This window comes from Leisingera sp. ANG1, assembly GCF_000203975.2.
In the GTDB taxonomy this organism is placed as follows: Bacteria; Pseudomonadota; Alphaproteobacteria; order Rhodobacterales; family Rhodobacteraceae; genus Leisingera.
This window is the reverse complement of record NZ_AFCF02000001.1, coordinates 1,083,308-1,099,395: the sequence shown is the minus strand read 5'-3', so window position 1 is coordinate 1,099,395 and position 16,088 is coordinate 1,083,308. Positions and strand designations below refer to the sequence as shown.

The window sequence follows — 16,088 nt, the reverse complement described above, 5'->3', positions numbered from 1 at the left end:
CTTCGGCTTCGGCTTCGGCTTCCGCGATGATTTCTGCGGCTTCTTCTGCTTCAGCCTCTTCCGCGGCGTCCTCGATTTCGGCAGCGGCGGCCTGGGCTTCTTCTGCAACCGCCTCGGCGGCGGCTTCGGAGGCTTCGGCGGCGATCACGTCTGCGGCAGCTTCTTCGGTTTCGGCCACGGATTCTTCGGTTTCAGCCACGGCTTCCGCTTCGGCGGCCGGAACTTCAGCTTCCGTCGGCGCGGGCGCGGGCTGTTCGGCAACCGGTTCTGCGGCAGGCGCTGGCGCCGGGGCAGGTGCAGCGGTGGGAGCCGGTGCGGCAGCTTCAGCAGCGGCGGCGCCAAGCGCCGGGGTGGCGGCACGCAGGTGGATGCCGCCCTCGCTGGTGCGGGCCTCGACCTGGCGGGCGATCTCGCGCTGGGCAATGCGGGCCAGCATATCGGCATCGGGCTGCGGCGGTTCGGCGCCAAAGTAGCGGTCATCCGCGGCAAGGTCGCGGAAATACTCGGCAATGGCCTTCATTGTGCCGAAGGAATCCTCGAACCCTTCCAATGTGCAGGAAAAGGTTCCATAGGATACGGTCAAGACTTTGTTGTTATGTACCATCAGCTCGCTCGTCTTCGTCACATAGGTTGTCATTCACCATAAAGGCTGGAAGGACCAATTTTGCTCGAATCCGTGCAATTGATCGTATCATTTTGTGTTCACAATGTGTCTTGTTTCCAAAATAGGCGGGAATTCACCGCATGAATACTAAGATTGTAGACGTTCCGGAACCAATCACGCTGGTAGGCGGCGGGGAAGTGGCCTCTGGCGATCTGGAGGCGGCGCTGGCGCTGGCGCCGGTGCTGGTTGCGGCGGATGGCGGCGCTGCGGCGGCGCTGGCGGCGGGGCAGGTGCCACGGGCGGTGATCGGGGACTTTGACTCGCTGAGCGATGACGTGCGGGGGCAGCTGCCGCCGGACAGCCTGCACCCGGTGGCGGAGCAGGACAGCACCGATTTTGACAAGGCGCTGAGGATGATAGCGGCGCCGGCGGTGCTGGCGGTGGGGTTCCTGGGCGCGCGGGTGGATCACCAGCTGGCGGCGTTCAGCACCCTGGTGCAGGGGCATGACGTGCCGGTTGTGCTGGTGGGGGAGACGGAGGTGATCTTTCACCTGACCCGGGCGGTGGAACTGCCCGCGGAGGCGGGTGAGGTGATTTCGCTGTTTCCGATGCAGGAGGTGCAGGGGCACTCCGAGGGGCTGGAGTGGCCCATTGACGGGCTGACGATGTCGCCGATGGGGCGGATCGGCACCTCGAACCGGGCGACGGGTCCGGTGCGGCTGGAGGCGAAGGGGCCGGGGCTGCTGGCGATTGTGCCGCGGCGGTTGCTGGCGGATGTGCTGGGGGCGGTCCGGCTGGACCGCTAGGCGGGGTTGATGCGCTCTTCGGTTTCTGACGCCTTGCGCTCGCGCATCACCGCGTAAAGCCCTGCGCTGATGGTCAGGAGGATGCCGAAGGCGGCGAGCGTGTTCGGAAGCTCTGCGAAGATCAGCCAGCCGAAGAACACCGCCACCGGGATCTCCAGGTATTGCATCGAGGCAAGGGTGGAGGTGGGGGCAAAGCGCAGGCTCCAGGTCATCATCAGATGCGCAATGGTGCCGAGCGCGCCGGCTGCGGCCAGCAGGGTCCAGGTGTCCTGCGGCGGCAGGGCGGTGGATAGCGCGGTGATACCGGCCGCGTCGCCGATCAGGAACACCGGTGCCAGCAGCGCGGTGCCCATGACGCCCGCCACGGCCTGAACCGCGATGGGATCGGTTTCCTTGGCGATTTTGCGGGTGATCAGCATGAACAAGGCAAAGATCACCGCAACCAGCAGCGGCCAGAGTGCGTTCCAGCCGACGGCGGCAAAGCTGGGCTGAATGACCAGCAATGTGCCAGCAAAGCCGACGACGCAGGCGCCGAGGCGGCGCAGGCCAACCTGTTCGTGCAGGACGTATTTGCCCAGCAGCAGCATCAGGAAGGGCATCACGAAGGCTATGGCCACCGCGTCGGCCAAGGGCAGGTAGCGGAAGGCGGTGAACATCGCGCCGATGCCGCCCATCTGCAACAGCGTGCGCAGGAACAAGAGCGGTGCCACCCGGCGCGACAGGCTGAGCGGCAGCCGCAGGGCCAGGGCCAGCGGCAGCAGGATCGCGGCCTGGGCGGCAAAGCGGATGAAGACGATCTGGGCAACCGGCACCCGGTTGGTCAAAAGCTTTGCGATGGCGTCGCCCAGCGGGATCACCATGCAGAAGCCCAGCATCAGGGCGATGCCGAGGAGGGGCCGGTCCTGTGTCATGGCGGCAGGCTAGGCGGGGTGGGGGAAACTTACAAGGTGCGGTTGAAGGCGGGACGGATTGCGGAGATAGACCCCGGGCCGCTTGCGGCCCGGTTCGCGCCCGTCCCCGCCCCCAGGGCGGGCGCGAAACGCCCACCCTCGGTGCCGGGCGCTAACCTGTGTTTGGTTGCTCCGGCAGCGGCAGACTGAGACATGAAACTCAGCAGTTCGGCACGTTGACCGCGAGGCCGCCGAGCGAGGTTTCCTTGTACTTGTCGTGCATGTCGGCGCCGGTTTGGCGCATGGTCTCAATGCAGGCGTCCAGCGGCACGAAGTGCTGGCCGTCGCCGCGCAGGGCGAGGGAGGCGGCGGAGACCGCCTTGATTGCCGCCAACCCGTTGCGCTCGATGCAGGGGACCTGCACCAGGCCCTTCACCGGGTCGCAGGTCATGCCCAGATGATGCTCCAGTGCGATCTCGGCGGCGTTTTCCACCTGTTCGGGGGTGCCGCCCATGACGGCGCAGAGGCCGGCGGCGGACATTGCCGACGCGGAGCCGACCTCAGCCTGGCAGCCTGCCTCGGCGCCGGAGATCGACGCGTTGTATTTCACCAGGCCGGCAATCGCGGCGGCGGTCAGCAGGAAATCCTCGACATGGGCTTCGGACGCGCCCGGCACATGGTCGAGATAGTAGCGGATCACCGCCGGCAGGGTGCCTGCGGCGCCGTTGGTCGGCGCGGTCACAACCTGGCCGCCAGCCGCGTTTTCCTCGTTCACCGCCATCGCATAGACGCTCATCCAGTCGTTGATGGTGTGCGGCGCGGTCAGGTTCATGCCGCGTTCGGCCATCAGTGCGTCATAGATGCCCTTGGCACGGCGGCGGACCTTGAGGCCGCCGGGCAGGATGCCGTCGCGCTCCAGCCCGCGGTTGATGCAGTCGTTCATCACCTGCCAGATGCGGGCGGTGCCCTTGGCGAGGCTGTCGGAGCAGCCGCGGGAGATCTCGTTGGCGCGCTTCATCTCGGCAATCGACTTGCCGCTGGCCTTGGCCATCTCCAGCATCTCTGCCGCGGATTTGAACGGGAAGGGGACCGGGTCGCCTTCGTCGGTGGCCTTGCCCGCGGCCAGTTCCTCCTCGGTGACGACAAAGCCGCCGCCGATCGAGTAGAACACCTGTTTCAGGATCACGTCGCCCTGGGCATCCGTTGCCATCAGGATCATGCCGTTGGCGTGGCCCGGCAGCGCGTGATCATAGTCAAAGATCATGTCCGCCTTGGGGTCGAAGTGCAGTTCTCCCAGCCCCTCGGGGTGCATGGTATGGGTCTTGTCCAGCTCCGCCAGGAAGGCCTCGGCCTTGGCGTCGTCGTAGTCATGGGCGACAAAGCCGCCGAGGCCGAGGATGGTGGCGCGGTCGGTGGCGTGGCCGACGCCGGTGAAGGCAAGCGAGCCGTGCAGCGAGGCGCGCAGGCCGTGGAATTCGAACGGCGAGGCGCGCATCATGTCGAGGAAGCGCGCGGCGGCGACCATCGGACCCATGGTGTGGGAGGACGACGGGCCGATGCCCACTTTGAACATGTCGAAAACGGAGAGGAACATTAGGTGGCTGATCCTTCTGGGGGATTGGCGTAGGCCGGGGATGTGAACGGGGTGGCGCCGAGGCCCTCGGCCTCGCGTGCCACGGTAACGGCGGGGCGGTGCTCCAGCGCGGCGCAGATCTGCTGCAGGCTGGGGTAATGGGCCAGGGTGAACCAGGTTTTGTCGGCCTGCGCAGGATAAAGCGCCATCCAGCGGATCTGGCAGGCAAGGTAATAGTCCAGCACCGACGGCTGCGGCGCGCCGAGCCAGGAAGGGCGGTCTGCGGCGGCCTGGTTGAGGCTGGTCAGATGCACATGCAGGCGCTGGCGCAGGACCTTTTGCAGCTGCTGCTGATCTGCCTCGGCATCGCCGATGTATTTGTCCGGGTAGAACAGCATCCGCAGGTCGGCGTGCAGGGTGTTGGAGGCGAAAAACAGCCATTTCAGGAGCGCGGCGCGCTCCGCGCTGCCGGGCTGCGGTGCCATCGCGGCGTGGCGCTCGGAGAGCCACAGCAGGATCGCGGCGGTTTCAAACAGCGGCCCGTCCGGGGTTTCCAGCACCGGGATCAGACCGCCCGGGTTCAGCGCCCGGTATTCGGGGCTGTTCTGCGCCTCTGCCCGGCGGTCGACCAGGACCGTTTCATAGGGCAGGCCAAGCTCCTCCAGCACCAGCCGGATGACCAGTGAGGCGTTGTCAGGGGCGTAGTGCAGGCGGTATTCGGGTTTCATAGCGCAACATTATAACTCGGACCGGCAGAATATGTGTCCGTTTCCGGCGTTTCCAATAGGAAACCCGCCTTTGTGATATATGTTTGGTCAAGAGGCCCCGAAGCGGCGGAAGGACGCCGAGCGGGTCATGCGTTGCGCAGCTCTGTTTTGAGCCCGAAGCGGACGCCGAAGGGGCGCGCGTTGTGATTGCCCGCCAAGTTCAAATTGCCTCAAAATGCTGCTTGATTTAGTCTCGCTGTAATGAGCCGAGAATTGAGCGAAATCGATTTGGCCGGGATGCCAGCCCCGTTGGCATTTGCAGTCAAAGAAATCAGTTTCCCGATGGTAGTTGAAGGAAGCGGATCACCTGTTCTGTTTGTTCATGGAGCATGGGCCGATCATCGTATCTGGTGCGGTCTTTGGAAACCCGTTTCCCGCCGAGCTAAGTTCATGGCTTACACTCAGCGGCATTTTGGGGACTGGCACTGGCCAAACGACAAACCTTTCGCGCGCCGTGTCCATACAGAAGACCTGATCGACATATTGGAAAAATTGGAGGAGCCGGTCCATCTCGCTGGGTGGTCTTATGCAGGCGGAATTCTGTTACGCACGGCGGCGACAATACCCAAACAAGTGCTTTCGCTAAGTATCTTTGAGCCATCGTTTGAGTGCGAACCGCCAAAAGAAAATGGCCCACTAACGCATGCTCGCGAAATTGCGTGGGACCGATTAGAGCCAGCCTATGAATTGGCGGAGAAGGGCGATCTTGAGACAGGTATGCGGGTAGGTCTTGAGGCTGTCTATAGCATGCCAGCAGGTGGTTTTCTTGAGTTGCATCCAGACTTTCAAAAGGTTCATTTGGAAAATTGCCATACGATGATGCCTGATCTTAATGCAGAGCCTGCCAAACCACTGTCACCTGAGGAATTTGCTCAAATTAAATGCCCGACCTTAATCTTGTACGGAGAAAACTCACTTGATCAGTACCGTTTAATGGCTGAGCACACGAGCAACAGCATCGACAACGCAATACTAAGAAAAGTACCGGGCGTAAGTCATGGCGGCCCTGTTCAAAGGCCAGACCTGTTGGCTGATGCGATGTTAGAGTTCATTCTGGGGAATGCTTCTTTGCGCTCTGTTTAACTGTAAGGTTCAGTAACTTGAAAGTCCGCTTCGTCCGCTCAGCGTGCGTTCTGAATTGCCGCACAAAACAGCCGGTTCGAGACAGGAGTTCCTGCCCCTTGCGCGGAGGACAGCTGCCCGTTCAGATCCGCCGGGCGGTGCAGACGAAATGGGTGAGCGAGAAGAAGAACCGCCCCTCCGCCGCCAGTTCCTCCTGTTCCTGGGCCCAGGCGGCGGCGTCGTCCTCATCGGTGGCTTCAGTCTGAACGGCATAGGCGCGGATCAGGCGGATCATCATGGCGGCCAAGCCGTCCGGGCGCAGGCTGGTGTCGCAGATGGTCACGGGGTGCATCGTTTCGAGCGTGAAGCCGCTGTCGCGCAGTTCTTCCGGCAGTCGGGCGGGCACGGTGCGGTCGGCCAGATGGTTGTCCCAGATATCCAGGAACCGCTGCATCCGGGCGCGGTTGTCGCTGTGCCAGGCGAAGGTGTCAAAGTGGATGTCGCCGATCACCAGGCGGCCGTTCGGTTTCAGCACATGGTGCACCGCGCGCAGCACCGGGCGGCGGCTGGTGATGTATTCGAACACCTGCACCGAGACCGCCTTGTCAAAGCTTTCCGGCTCAAACGGCAGGGTCGCGGCATCGCTTTCGGTGAGGGTGGTGTTTTCCCGTTCCTGCAATCGCTGGCGGGCGGCGGCGAGCATGTCGGGGCTGGCGTCCAGCCCGGTCACATGGCCCGCGGGGCCGACCGCGCGGGCGAGTTCCTCTGTCAGCAGCCCGTTGCCGCAGCCGAGGTCCAGGATGCGGTCGCCCGGTGCCGGTGCCAGCGCGTCGAAGCTGGCGCGCCGCCGCCGGGAAATGTCGGCACCCTGGTAGGCATCCTCCAGCACGCGGGTGGTTTCCTCGTCGAATTGCAGCATTCCTGTCCCTCCGTCCGCATCCGCCCGCATAAGAGGACTAGGGCGAACGGGCGGGATTTCCAGCCGGGCGGCGGGCGGGGCGCAAAAGCCCCCTCGCGCGGAGGCGGCTAACCGCCTATAACGGCGGGGAAAGCGTTTGCATGGAGATCTGCGATGACCGGAGAGTTGTCCCCCATCGACAAGGCGAAATTCGTTGCGGCCAAGCGGGCGGCAGAGATGGTCGAAGATGGTATGCGGGTGGGGCTTGGCACCGGGTCAACTGCGGCCTGGCTGGTGCGCTGCCTGGGCGATCTGGTGCAGAAGGAGGGTTTGCGGATCACCGCAGTACCGACCTCCAGCCGCACCGCGGCGCTGGCGCGGGACGTGGGCATCCCTGTGGTCTCTTTGGATGAGGCCAAGTGGCTGGATGTGACCATTGATGGCGCCGATGAGTTTGATCCGGACCTGAACCTGATCAAGGGCGGCGGCGGCGCGCATCTGCAGGAGAAGATTGTCGCCACGGCCTCTGACCAGATGGTGGTGATTGCCGATGCCAGCAAGATGGTGGAGACCCTGGGCGCCTTCCCGCTGCCGGTGGAGGTGCTTCCGTTCGGCTGGCAGAGCAGCCAGGCGCTGATCGAAGAGACGCTGGTGTCGATGGATGTGATGGGGCGCAGCTCCACCCTGCGGATGAACGGCGGGGCGCCATTTGTGACGGATGAGGGCAATTACCTGCTGGACCTGCATCTGAAACGGATCGGCAATGCCCGTCAGCTGGCGCTGGTCTTGAACCAGATCCCCGGGGTGATCGAGAACGGGCTGTTCATTGACATCTGCGACACGGTGGTGATCGGCTATGGCGACGGCCGTGTTGAGGTGCGCGACATCAACGAAGGCACCGTCGAGAAGGACAAGCTGGATTTTGTCGAAACCGACAACCTGTTCACCGATTTGATGGATTGAGTGCGGCTGCGTTCCGCGTTTTGCAAACCGGATTCCTGCGAGGAATCCGGCCCGGTTTCCGGCGCGGAAACCGGGGGCAGGGCTTCTAAAAGCTGGCGGCGGAGACGGGTCTGAAATCCTCGCAGGATTTCAGGACGGAATTCGCGCCGAATTCCGTTTTCTTCGGATGCACTGCCCATGGGGGGGCGGAAAACCGGAATTCCGCCTCACAACCCTGTGCAAATTCAATGCAAAAGGTTGAATGCGGCGCGGGAACGCCCACTTGGGCATATGGCGTTTGGTGGTCCGTTATGGGATACACCTGATCAAGAAATGCAAAGGGCGGAACTTCATGAGCTTTGATTACGATCTGTTTGTCATCGGCGGCGGCTCCGGCGGGGTGCGGGCGGCACGGGTGGCGGCGCAGGAAGGCGCCAAGGTGGCGCTGGCGGAAGAGGACCGCTATGGCGGCACCTGCGTGATCCGCGGCTGCGTGCCGAAGAAGCTGATGGTGTTCGCGTCTGAATACTCCAGCATGGTCGAGGACGCGCAGGCCTATGGCTGGGACATCAAGGCCGGTGCCTTTGACTGGGATGCCTTCAAGGGCAAGCTGCATGGCGAGCTGGACCGGCTGGAAGGCATCTACCGCAATATCCTGAAGAACAACGGCGTCGAGAGCTTTGACAGCCGTGCCAAGCTGGCCGATGCCCACACGGTGGAGCTGGCCGACGGCACCCGCAAGACCGCCAAGCACATCCTGATTGCCACCGGCGGCTGGCCGACGGTGCCGGAGTTCCCGGGCTCGGAACTGGCGATCACCTCGAACGAGATGTTCCATTTGGACAAGCTGCCGGAAAGCCTGCTGATTGTCGGCGGCGGCTATATCGCCAGCGAGTTTGCGGGCATCATGAACGGGTTGGGCGTCAAGACCACGCAATTCTACCGCGGCGCGCAGATCCTGCGCGGTTTCGACGACGAGGCGCGCGGGCTGATTTCCGAGGAGATGTGCCAGGCCGGCATCGACGTGCATCTGGGCACCAATGTGCTGGAGATGCACAAGGAAGGCGACAAGATCCGCGTGAAATCCACCAACGGCCAGGAGCGGCTGTTCGACAAGGTGATGTATGCCACCGGCCGCCATCCCAATGCCGATAACCTCGGCCTGGAAGAGATCGGCGTGCAGCGCGGCCGCAACGGTGAGATCATCGTCGATGAATACAGCCAGACCTCAGTGCCGTCGGTCTATGCGATCGGCGATGTGACCGACCGGGTGGCGCTGACGCCGGTGGCGATCCGCGAGGCGATGGCCTTTGTCGAGACCGTGTTCAAGGGCAATCCGACCAGCCCCGACCACGCGCTGATCCCGACCGCGATCTTCACCCAGCCGGAGATGGGCACCATTGGCCTCAGCGAGGAAGAAGCGCGCGAGCAGGAGCCGGTTGAGGTTTATGCGACCTCGTTCAAACCGATGCAGCAGGCCTTTGCCGGCCGGGCGCAGCGGGTGCTGATGAAACTGATCGTCTCAAAGGCCACCCGCAAGGTGCTGGGCTGCCATATCGTCGCACCCGGTGCGGGCGAGATGATCCAGCTGGCCGGAATCGCCGTAAAAATGGGTGCAACCAAAGAAGATTTCGACCGCACGGTTGCGGTGCACCCGACAATGTCGGAAGAGTTGGTAACTTTGAAAACCCCGGTGCGCTCGTCCTGAGCGGGCAAACCGGCAACAACAGACCTCACATGCTGCCCTTTCTGAAGTCGGGACGGGCGGCAGCAAACGGATAGGAGACAAATGGCGGGCAATAGCGGTGGCCCATGGGGGGGCGGTGGCTCCTCCGGCGGCGGAGGCAACCGGGGCAACAACGGCGGCAACAACGGCGGCGGCCGTAAGCCGGAAGATCCCCAGATCCCGGAAATCGACGAACTGGTGAAGAAAGGCCAGGAGCAGCTGCGTGTCCTGATGGGCGGGCGCGGCGGGTCCGGCGGCGGCCGCGGCACACGCGGCGGCGGAGGCGGCGGTGCGCCGCTGTTCACCAAGGGCACCCTGGGGCTGGCAGTTATTGCCGGCGCGGTGCTGTGGGGCTTTGCCAGCATCTACACCGTCAAGCCGGAAGAGCAGTCGGTGGAACTGTTTCTGGGCGAATATTCCTCGACCGGGCAGCCGGGCCTGAACTTTGCGCCCTGGCCGCTGGTCACCAAGGAAGTGATCCCCGTGCGGGTGGAGCAGACCGAGAACATCGGTTCTGGCGCGCGCGGCTCTGACGCCGGGCTGATGCTGACCGGCGACGAGAACATCATCGACGTGGATTTCCAGGTGGTGTGGAACATCTCTGACCCGGCGCGGTTCCTGTTCAACCTGCGCGACCCGCGCTCAACCATCAACGCGGTGTCGGAATCTGCGATGCGCGAGATCATCGCCCAGTCCGAGCTGGCACCGATCCTGAACCGCGACCGCGGCGCCATCACCGCCCGTCTGGAAGAGCTGATCCAATCGACGCTGGACAGCTACGACAGCGGCGTGAACATCGTGCGTGTGAACTTTGACGGCGCCGACCCGCCAGAGCCGGTGAAGGACGCCTTCCGCGAAGTGCAATCCGCAGGCCAGGAACGCGACCGGCTGGAAAAGCAGGCTGACGCCTATGCCAACCGCAAGCTGGCTGGCGCCCGCGGCCAGGCCGCGCAGACGCTGGAAGAGGCCGAGGCCTACCGTGCGCAGGTAGTGAACGAGGCGCAGGGTGAGGCGAGCCGCTTTACCGCGGTTCTGGAGGAATACCAGAAAGCGCCGGAAGTGACCCGCAAGCGCCTGTACCTGGAAACCATGGAAGAGGTGCTGGGCCGGGTCGACAAGATCATCCTGGATGACACTGCAGGCGGCGAAGGCCAGGGCGTCGTGCCCTATCTGCCACTCAATGAACTGCGCAAATCGCAGGAGGGCAACTGATGCGGAAATCTACTCTTCTTCTGCCCGTCCTGGTGGTCGCGGCGATTGCTGTGCTGTCCTCGATCTTCATCGTGGACGAGCGGGAAAAGGCGCTGGTTCTTCGCTTTGGCCGGGTGGTGGACATCAAGGAAGCCCCGGGCCTGGCGTTCAAGCTGCCGGTCATCGACAATGTGGTGCGCTATGACGACCGCATCCTGAGCCTGGAAGTCGGTCCGCTGGAAGTCACCCCGCTGGATGACCGCCGCCTGATCGTGGATGCGTTCTCGCGCTACCGGATTGCCAATGTGGATACCTTCCGTCAGGCCGTCGGCGGCGGCGGCATTGGTGCCGCGGAACTGCGTTTGGACAAGATCATGCGGGCACAGACCCGTGAGGTGCTGGGTTCCGTCAGCTCCAACGACATCCTGTCCTCGGACCGTTTCGCGCTGATGCTGCGGATCCGCAATGGCGCCATCACTCAGGCGCGCCAGCTGGGCCTTGAGGTGATCGACGTGCGGCTGAAGCGCACCGACCTGCCGCAGGCCAACCTGGAAGCCACCTTTGCCCGGATGCGCGCTGAGCGGGAACGGGAAGCGGCGGACGAGATTGCCCGCGGTGAAGAGGCGGCGCAGCGCGTGCGCGCGCAGGCCGACCGGACCGAGGTTGAACTGGTGTCGGAAGCCGAGCGCGAAGCCGAGGTGATCCGCGGTGAAGCGGATGCCGAGCGCAACGCGATCTTTGCGTCGGCCTATGGCCGCGACGCGGAGTTCTTCGAGTTCTACCGCTCGCTGAACGCCTACGCGAATTCGCTGCTGGCGGGCAATTCCTCGCTGGTGCTGTCGCCTGACAACGAGTTCTTCAATTACCTGAAGTCCTCGGGCGGCAAGGCTGTCCAGTAATGGGGTTCATCCTCCTGGCCCTCGGGCTGGTACTGATTGCAGAGGGGCTGGTGTACGCACTGGCCCCTTCGCTTGTGGAGCGGCTCTTGGAAATGCTGCGGGTGCTGAGTGAAGATCAGCGCCGCAATGCAGGTCTGGCGGCGCTGGCGCTGGGTCTCATTCTGGTCTGGCTGGCGTTCCGTCTGGGGATTTAAAGCGGCGCTTTCCCCCCAATTTTTCAGCGAAACCGTAATCTTTCCCTGCTAGGATAGCCTCAGCAGGGCCTCCCCCGCTGTTACAGGGCAAAAACCGGATCACAGCGGCTTTATTCCGTGCAACATTTGTTGCGGGACAGGGGAGAGTTCCTACATTGGGTCCATAAGACTTTGCCCGGCATATGCGGCGTTTGCGCCTGTCCGGGCAGGGGAGAAGAATTGAAAATGACAAGGAGTAGATCCGTGCAGCCACAGGCAATTGCAACTTCCGGCCGGACAGGCGGCAGCGGCGCGATGATCCGGCTGGCCTGGCTTCTGGTGCTGAGCATGGCAGTCCTGCTGATGCAGGCGGTCACCGCAATGGCCCGCCCCGAGAGCCTGGCGCCGCTGGCCGATAAGGTCAGCCCCGCGGTCGTCAACATCACCACCAGCACCGTTGTCGAGGGCCGCACCGGCCCGCAGGGGATCGTGCCGGAAGGTTCGCCGTTCGAGGATTTCTTCCGCGAGTTCCAGGACCGCAACGGCAATGGAACCCGGCCGCGCCGCTCCTCGGCGCTGGGCTCCGGCTTTGTGATTTCCGAGGACGGCTATATCGTCACCAACAACCACGTGATCGACGGGGCCGACGAGATTGAGATCGAGTTCTTCCCCGGCGAAGGCCAGCCCAAGGAGCTGCTGCCGGCCAAGGTGATCGGCACCGATCCCAACACCGATATCGCGCTGTTGAAGGTGGAGGCGCCGTCGGCGCTGAAATACGTCAAGTTTGGTGACAGCGACACCGCCCGTGTCGGCGACTGGGTGGTGGCGATGGGCAACCCGCTGGGGCAGGGGTTCTCTGTTTCCGCAGGCATCGTTTCGGCCCGCAACCGCGAGCTTTCGGGCTCATATGACGACTACATCCAGACCGATGCGGCCATCAACCGCGGCAATTCCGGCGGGCCGCTGTTCAACATGGACGGTGATGTGGTCGGCGTGAACACCGCGATCCTGTCGCCCAATGGCGGCTCCATCGGCATCGGGTTCTCGATGGCCTCCAACGTTGTGGTCAAGGTTGTGGCGCAGCTGAAGGAATTCGGCGAGACGCGGCGCGGCTGGCTGGGTGTGAAGATCCAGGATGTGGATTCGGATCTGGCAGAGGCGATGGGCTTGGAAAAAGCCCGCGGCGCGCTGGTCACCGATGTGCCGGAAGGCCCCGCCAAGGACGGTGGCGTGCTGGCCGGTGACGTGATCGTCAGCTTTGATGGCGCCGATGTGAAGGACACCCGCGGCCTGGTGCGTCAGGTCGGCAATGCCGAGGTTGGCAAGACTGTGCGCGTGGTGGTCTACCGCGAGGGCAAGACCGAGACGCTGCGGATTACCCTGGGCCGCCGTGAAGACGCCGAGCGCGGCCCCTCCAGCGAGAGCGGCAGCGGCGATGCGCCGGGCAGCAGCGAGAAGGAGCTGCTGGGCCTGTCGGTCGGCGTGCTGACCGACCAGATGCGTGCTGAGCTGAATGTGGCTGAGGATGTCGAGGGCCTGGCCGTCCTGTCGGTGGATGAGACCTCGGAAGCCTGGGAGAAGGGCTTGCGTGCGGGTGATGTGATCACCGAGGCGGGCCAGCAGAAGGTGGCCTCGATCAGCGATCTGGAAGCGCGTGTCAGCGAAGCCAAGGAGGCGGGGCGCAAGTCGCTGCTGCTGCTGGTGCGTCGCGGCGGCGAGCCGCGCTTTGTGGCGCTGAACCTGTCGGAGTGATCCGGGTCAGGGACCGCTGAGAAATAAGGGAAGGCCGGGCAAATGCCCGGCCTTTTTCGTTGGCTCAGGGACGGGCCAGCTGCATGAAACGGAGGCCGCGGCTGTCCTTTGCCGTGCGCCAGCTGCCGGGTTGTTCGGCAAAGATCTGGCGGAAATCTTCCAGGTTGCGCCTTTCATCCGAGATCAGCACCCAGCCGCCCGGACGCACGTGCGGCAGGCAGCGGGTCAGCAGTTCCCGCCGCTGCGGCGCGGCCAGCATATGCAGGGTGCGGTCAAACAGCAGAACACCTTAGTCCTTGTCCGGCGCCCATGTGGTGAGATCAGCGGCGATGCCGGTTACGTCGAGGTTTTCCCGCTGCGCTGCGGCCAGCATGTCCCGGATGCCATGCGGGGAAATGTCGATGCCGGTGACACGGTGCCCCAGCCGGGCAATGAACAGCGCATCGCGGCCCTGGCCGCAGCCTGCATCCAGCACGTCCAAACTTTGTGTGCCCAGCTCCTCAAAAAAGCCGGTGAAGGCGGGGGACGGTGCCCCAAGCGCATCCGGGGTGTCACGGTAGAGTTTGTCGTAGTCATAAGCCATGTGCGGCACCGTAGCGGCCGGGTCTGGCAATGGCTAAGTGAATAATTCTTGAACAAGAGGGATGGCAGCGGGCAGCCGCTTCCCAGCGCGGGAAACGGCCCGGAAAACTCGTGTTTTCCGAGCCGGAATTCTCGCAGAATTCCGGGGCAGGCGGCACAACTGATGCGCAAAAAGGGGAAGAGCCATGCGCTGGCGGGCACATGGCTCTTGTTGGACAGGCGGCCATTGGGATGGAACGGATAACGGCCGTCTATGAGGCCGTTATGGCGTGGTGCGGGGCCGTGTTCTGTGACCGGGATTACAGAGGGCGGATTTTATTGCGGAGTTTTCTGCCGCGCGGTCAGATCGAGTCCGGCTCGGCCAGAACCGCCAGTTCGCTGCGGTCGAGGATCTGCACGCCGCCGCGGCTGATGCCGACCAGGCCGCTGCGCTTCCAGGCGGCGAGCGTCTTGGAGACCGCTTCACGGGTGGCGCCGACAAATTCCGCCAGTTCCGCCTGCGACAGAGCCACGCGGCCGTCGCTGCTTTCGGGTGCGAGGTACAAGAGCTTGCGCGCGAGCCGCACCGGCATCGGCAGGAACACCTGTTCATTGAGCTGGGTATTCATCCAGCGCATCCGCTGGCCCGCCAGCCGCAACAGGTCGGCGGCCAGGTCCGGGTACTGGCGGATCTGCGCCAGCACGTCGCCGCTGCGCAGGCGCAGGACCCGGCTAGGTTCGGCGGCGATGGCGGTGGCGGTGCGCTCGCCCGGGTCAAACAGGGTGATCTCGCCGAACACCGCACCGGGGCGCATCATGTCGAGCGACAGCTTGCGGCCGGAGGCGGAGAGCACCGAGAACTCCAGAGCGCCTTCGGCAATCGCATAAAGCGCATCACCGGCGTCGCCCTGCTCGAACAGCACCTCGCCCTGGCGCAGGCGCACCTCGGTGGCCTGGCTCTCCAGCATCCGGCGCAGCGGGCCGGAGGCACCGGAGAGAAAGCCGGTGTCCGGCAGGCGGGTGGTCAGCATGGTGTTTGTCTCATGTTATGTCTTTGGCCCGGTGGGCGGACCTTAGCAGAGGCTTTGCCAGCTGGGAACCGGGGAGCTGAACCGCGCGGTTCAGCCCGCGACGGCGATCAGGCCCAGCTTGCGGGCGGAGGCCAGCGTCAGGGTGCCGCTGTCCAGCCCCAGCGGCGCCTGGTAGCGCTGCACGGCCTTGCGGGTGGCGGCGTCCATCTGGCCATGCACGGGGCCGCGGTAGAGGCCGCGCGCCGTCAGGGCCCGCTGGATGGTGCGGATGAAGTCCGGGGTCATCATTTCGGGGCAGGGGATTTCGATCCACTGCTCCTGCCGCGGCTGCACGATTTCCTGCCGGGTCTCGGTGCGGAAGGTGGCGGGGCGGATCACCTGGCCGCTGGCGTCCAGCTGCGCCGGTTCGGCCAGCACCTGGCTGGTGACGGTTTCAATGACGGCGGGGGAGGTGTGGGTGCTCCAGCAGGTGCCGGGGGGCGCGCCGGGCGGCGCGTAGCGGCCGGCGCGGGAGGTTTCGTTGCCGGGGTGCGGCTGGACGCAGGCGGTCAGGGCCGCAAGCATGGCCAGCAGCAGGGCAGGCGCCAGGCGCCGGCTGGGGAGAAAGATCGGTGGCGTCATGCCCGGGTGCCTCATGCCGGCGCCTCTGTCTGTCCCCGGGGGGCTGGCGCCGTTGCTTTGGCGGCAGCCTAGCCGAGTTCGCCGCCATCCGCAAAGGCCGGATCGCCTGTCCGGCCCTGATCCGCCAGCAGGAGGTCGAGCATCGGCGAGATGTCCTCCACATCTTCGGCGATCACATGGGTGACGGAATGCGCCCGCTGCAGCCGCCCGGTGACCCGCAGCATCCGCCCGGAGATCACCGCGCGGCGGAAGGCTTCGTAAATCTTGCGCCAGACGATCACGTTGACGATGCCGGTCTCATCCTCGAGCGTGACGAAGATGACCCCCTTGGCGGTGCCGGGGCGCTGGCGCAGGATCACCAGGCCCGCGACGGTGATGCGGGCGTTCTCCGGCGGCTCTTGCAGCCGGGCGGCGGGCAGGCAGTGGGGCGGGCGCGGCCAGGGGGACGGGCCGTGCCGGTCTGCTGTGCGGGGGGCTGTATAGGCCGGAGCGGGGGCTGGCATGAGGAAAACGGCCCTGCGGTTGAGAATATTTGAACGTGAACAAATATAGAACATGGAGCGGGAAAGTCCAGCAGCGGCAGGGCGGCGTC

At 64.4% G+C, this 16,088-nt stretch carries 17 protein-coding genes and 1 pseudogene; 8 read left to right on the top strand and 10 right to left on the bottom strand.

All coding sequences use genetic code 11. The features are described 5' to 3' along the window. A pseudogene (locus GC1_RS22790) lies at positions 1-625 on the bottom strand (chemotaxis protein CheA); the annotation flags it as partial. Between the two features lie 119 nt (positions 626-744). Here GC1_RS22790 and GC1_RS05450 point away from each other — a divergent pair. Continuing rightward, on the top strand, positions 745-1,410 hold the full coding sequence (locus GC1_RS05450) for a thiamine diphosphokinase (RefSeq protein WP_019296797.1): 666 nt from the start codon (positions 745-747) through the stop codon (positions 1,408-1,410). Here the strand turns inward: GC1_RS05450 and GC1_RS05445 are convergent. The 3 genes from GC1_RS05445 to GC1_RS05435 form a co-directional block, all read right to left on the bottom strand. Further along, positions 1,407-2,321, bottom strand: coding sequence for a DMT family transporter (locus GC1_RS05445; protein ID WP_019296798.1), 915 nt, complete (start codon positions 2,319-2,321; stop codon positions 1,407-1,409). The two genes, GC1_RS05450 and GC1_RS05445, sit on opposite strands and share 4 nt — an antisense overlap. 199 nt (positions 2,322-2,520) lie before the next feature. Further along, positions 2,521-3,894, bottom strand: coding sequence for an L-serine ammonia-lyase (locus GC1_RS05440; RefSeq protein WP_019296799.1), 1,374 nt, complete (start codon positions 3,892-3,894; stop codon positions 2,521-2,523). Then, positions 3,894-4,601: a glutathione S-transferase family protein gene (locus tag GC1_RS05435; RefSeq protein WP_019296800.1), complete on the bottom strand. Its 708-nt coding sequence runs from the start codon at positions 4,599-4,601 to the stop codon at positions 3,894-3,896. Before GC1_RS05435 ends, GC1_RS05440 begins: the two co-directional genes overlap by 1 nt. A 252-nt stretch (positions 4,602-4,853) precedes the next feature. Between GC1_RS05435 and GC1_RS22085 the strand changes: the two genes are divergently transcribed. Next, positions 4,854-5,723 (top strand): alpha/beta fold hydrolase, encoded by an 870-nt coding sequence (locus tag GC1_RS22085; RefSeq protein WP_193747953.1) that lies wholly within the window; start codon positions 4,854-4,856, stop codon positions 5,721-5,723. A 121-nt stretch (positions 5,724-5,844) separates the two neighbouring features. Here GC1_RS22085 and GC1_RS05430 read toward each other — a convergent pair whose 3' ends face one another. After that, positions 5,845-6,621 carry a methyltransferase domain-containing protein gene (locus GC1_RS05430; RefSeq protein WP_019296802.1) on the bottom strand — a complete coding sequence of 259 codons (777 nt, stop codon included), beginning with the start codon at positions 6,619-6,621 and terminating at the stop codon, positions 5,845-5,847. A gap of 153 nt (positions 6,622-6,774) precedes the next feature. Here GC1_RS05430 and rpiA point away from each other — a divergent pair, with 153 nt between their 5' ends. The 6 genes from rpiA to GC1_RS05400 all read left to right on the top strand — a co-directional run bounded on the left by rpiA (position 6,775) and on the right by GC1_RS05400 (position 13,283). Then, entirely contained in the window at positions 6,775-7,563 is a 789-nt protein-coding gene (rpiA, locus tag GC1_RS05425) for a ribose-5-phosphate isomerase RpiA (RefSeq protein WP_019296803.1), read from the top strand. Between the two features lie 331 nt (positions 7,564-7,894). After that, entirely contained in the window at positions 7,895-9,250 is a 1,356-nt protein-coding gene (gene gor, locus GC1_RS05420) for a glutathione-disulfide reductase (RefSeq protein WP_029204869.1), read from the top strand. An 81-nt stretch (positions 9,251-9,331) separates the two neighbouring features. Then, positions 9,332-10,480 (top strand): FtsH protease activity modulator HflK, encoded by a 1,149-nt coding sequence (gene hflK / locus GC1_RS05415; RefSeq protein ID WP_019296805.1) that lies wholly within the window; start codon positions 9,332-9,334, stop codon positions 10,478-10,480. Beyond that, positions 10,480-11,358 (top strand): protease modulator HflC, encoded by an 879-nt coding sequence (gene hflC / locus GC1_RS05410; protein WP_019296806.1) that lies wholly within the window; start codon positions 10,480-10,482, stop codon positions 11,356-11,358. Before hflK ends, hflC begins: the two co-directional genes overlap by 1 nt. Then, positions 11,358-11,552, top strand: a complete 195-nt coding sequence (locus GC1_RS05405; RefSeq protein ID WP_019296807.1) for a DUF2065 family protein — start codon at positions 11,358-11,360, stop codon at positions 11,550-11,552. The genes hflC and GC1_RS05405 overlap by 1 nt, the downstream gene beginning before the upstream one ends. Positions 11,553-11,846: 294 nt before the next feature. Beyond that, the gene (locus tag GC1_RS05400; protein WP_152612484.1) at positions 11,847-13,283 is read left to right on the top strand and encodes a Do family serine endopeptidase; all 1,437 of its coding nucleotides are present in this window, start codon (positions 11,847-11,849) and stop codon (positions 13,281-13,283) included. Between the two features lie 64 nt (positions 13,284-13,347). On the opposite strand, the gene GC1_RS05395 is transcribed toward GC1_RS05400, so the two are convergent. The 5 genes from GC1_RS05395 to GC1_RS05375 form a co-directional block, all read right to left on the bottom strand. Beyond that, positions 13,348-13,542, bottom strand: a complete 195-nt coding sequence (locus tag GC1_RS05395) for a hypothetical protein (RefSeq protein ID WP_019296809.1) — start codon at positions 13,540-13,542, stop codon at positions 13,348-13,350. Positions 13,543-13,572: 30 nt separating this feature from the next. Then, positions 13,573-13,866, bottom strand: a complete 294-nt coding sequence (locus GC1_RS05390) for a class I SAM-dependent methyltransferase (protein WP_019296810.1) — start codon at positions 13,864-13,866, stop codon at positions 13,573-13,575. A 340-nt stretch (positions 13,867-14,206) separates the two neighbouring features. After that, entirely contained in the window at positions 14,207-14,875 is a 669-nt protein-coding gene (locus GC1_RS05385) for a Crp/Fnr family transcriptional regulator (RefSeq protein ID WP_019296811.1), read from the bottom strand. Positions 14,876-14,965: 90 nt separating this feature from the next. Then, positions 14,966-15,496 carry a peptidoglycan-binding domain-containing protein gene (locus tag GC1_RS05380; protein WP_019296812.1) on the bottom strand — a complete coding sequence of 177 codons (531 nt, stop codon included), beginning with the start codon at positions 15,494-15,496 and terminating at the stop codon, positions 14,966-14,968. Positions 15,497-15,564: 68 nt separating this feature from the next. Then, positions 15,565-15,999 carry an OB-fold nucleic acid binding domain-containing protein gene (locus GC1_RS05375; RefSeq protein WP_019296813.1) on the bottom strand — a complete coding sequence of 145 codons (435 nt, stop codon included), beginning with the start codon at positions 15,997-15,999 and terminating at the stop codon, positions 15,565-15,567. Positions 16,000-16,088 lie beyond the last annotated feature (89 nt).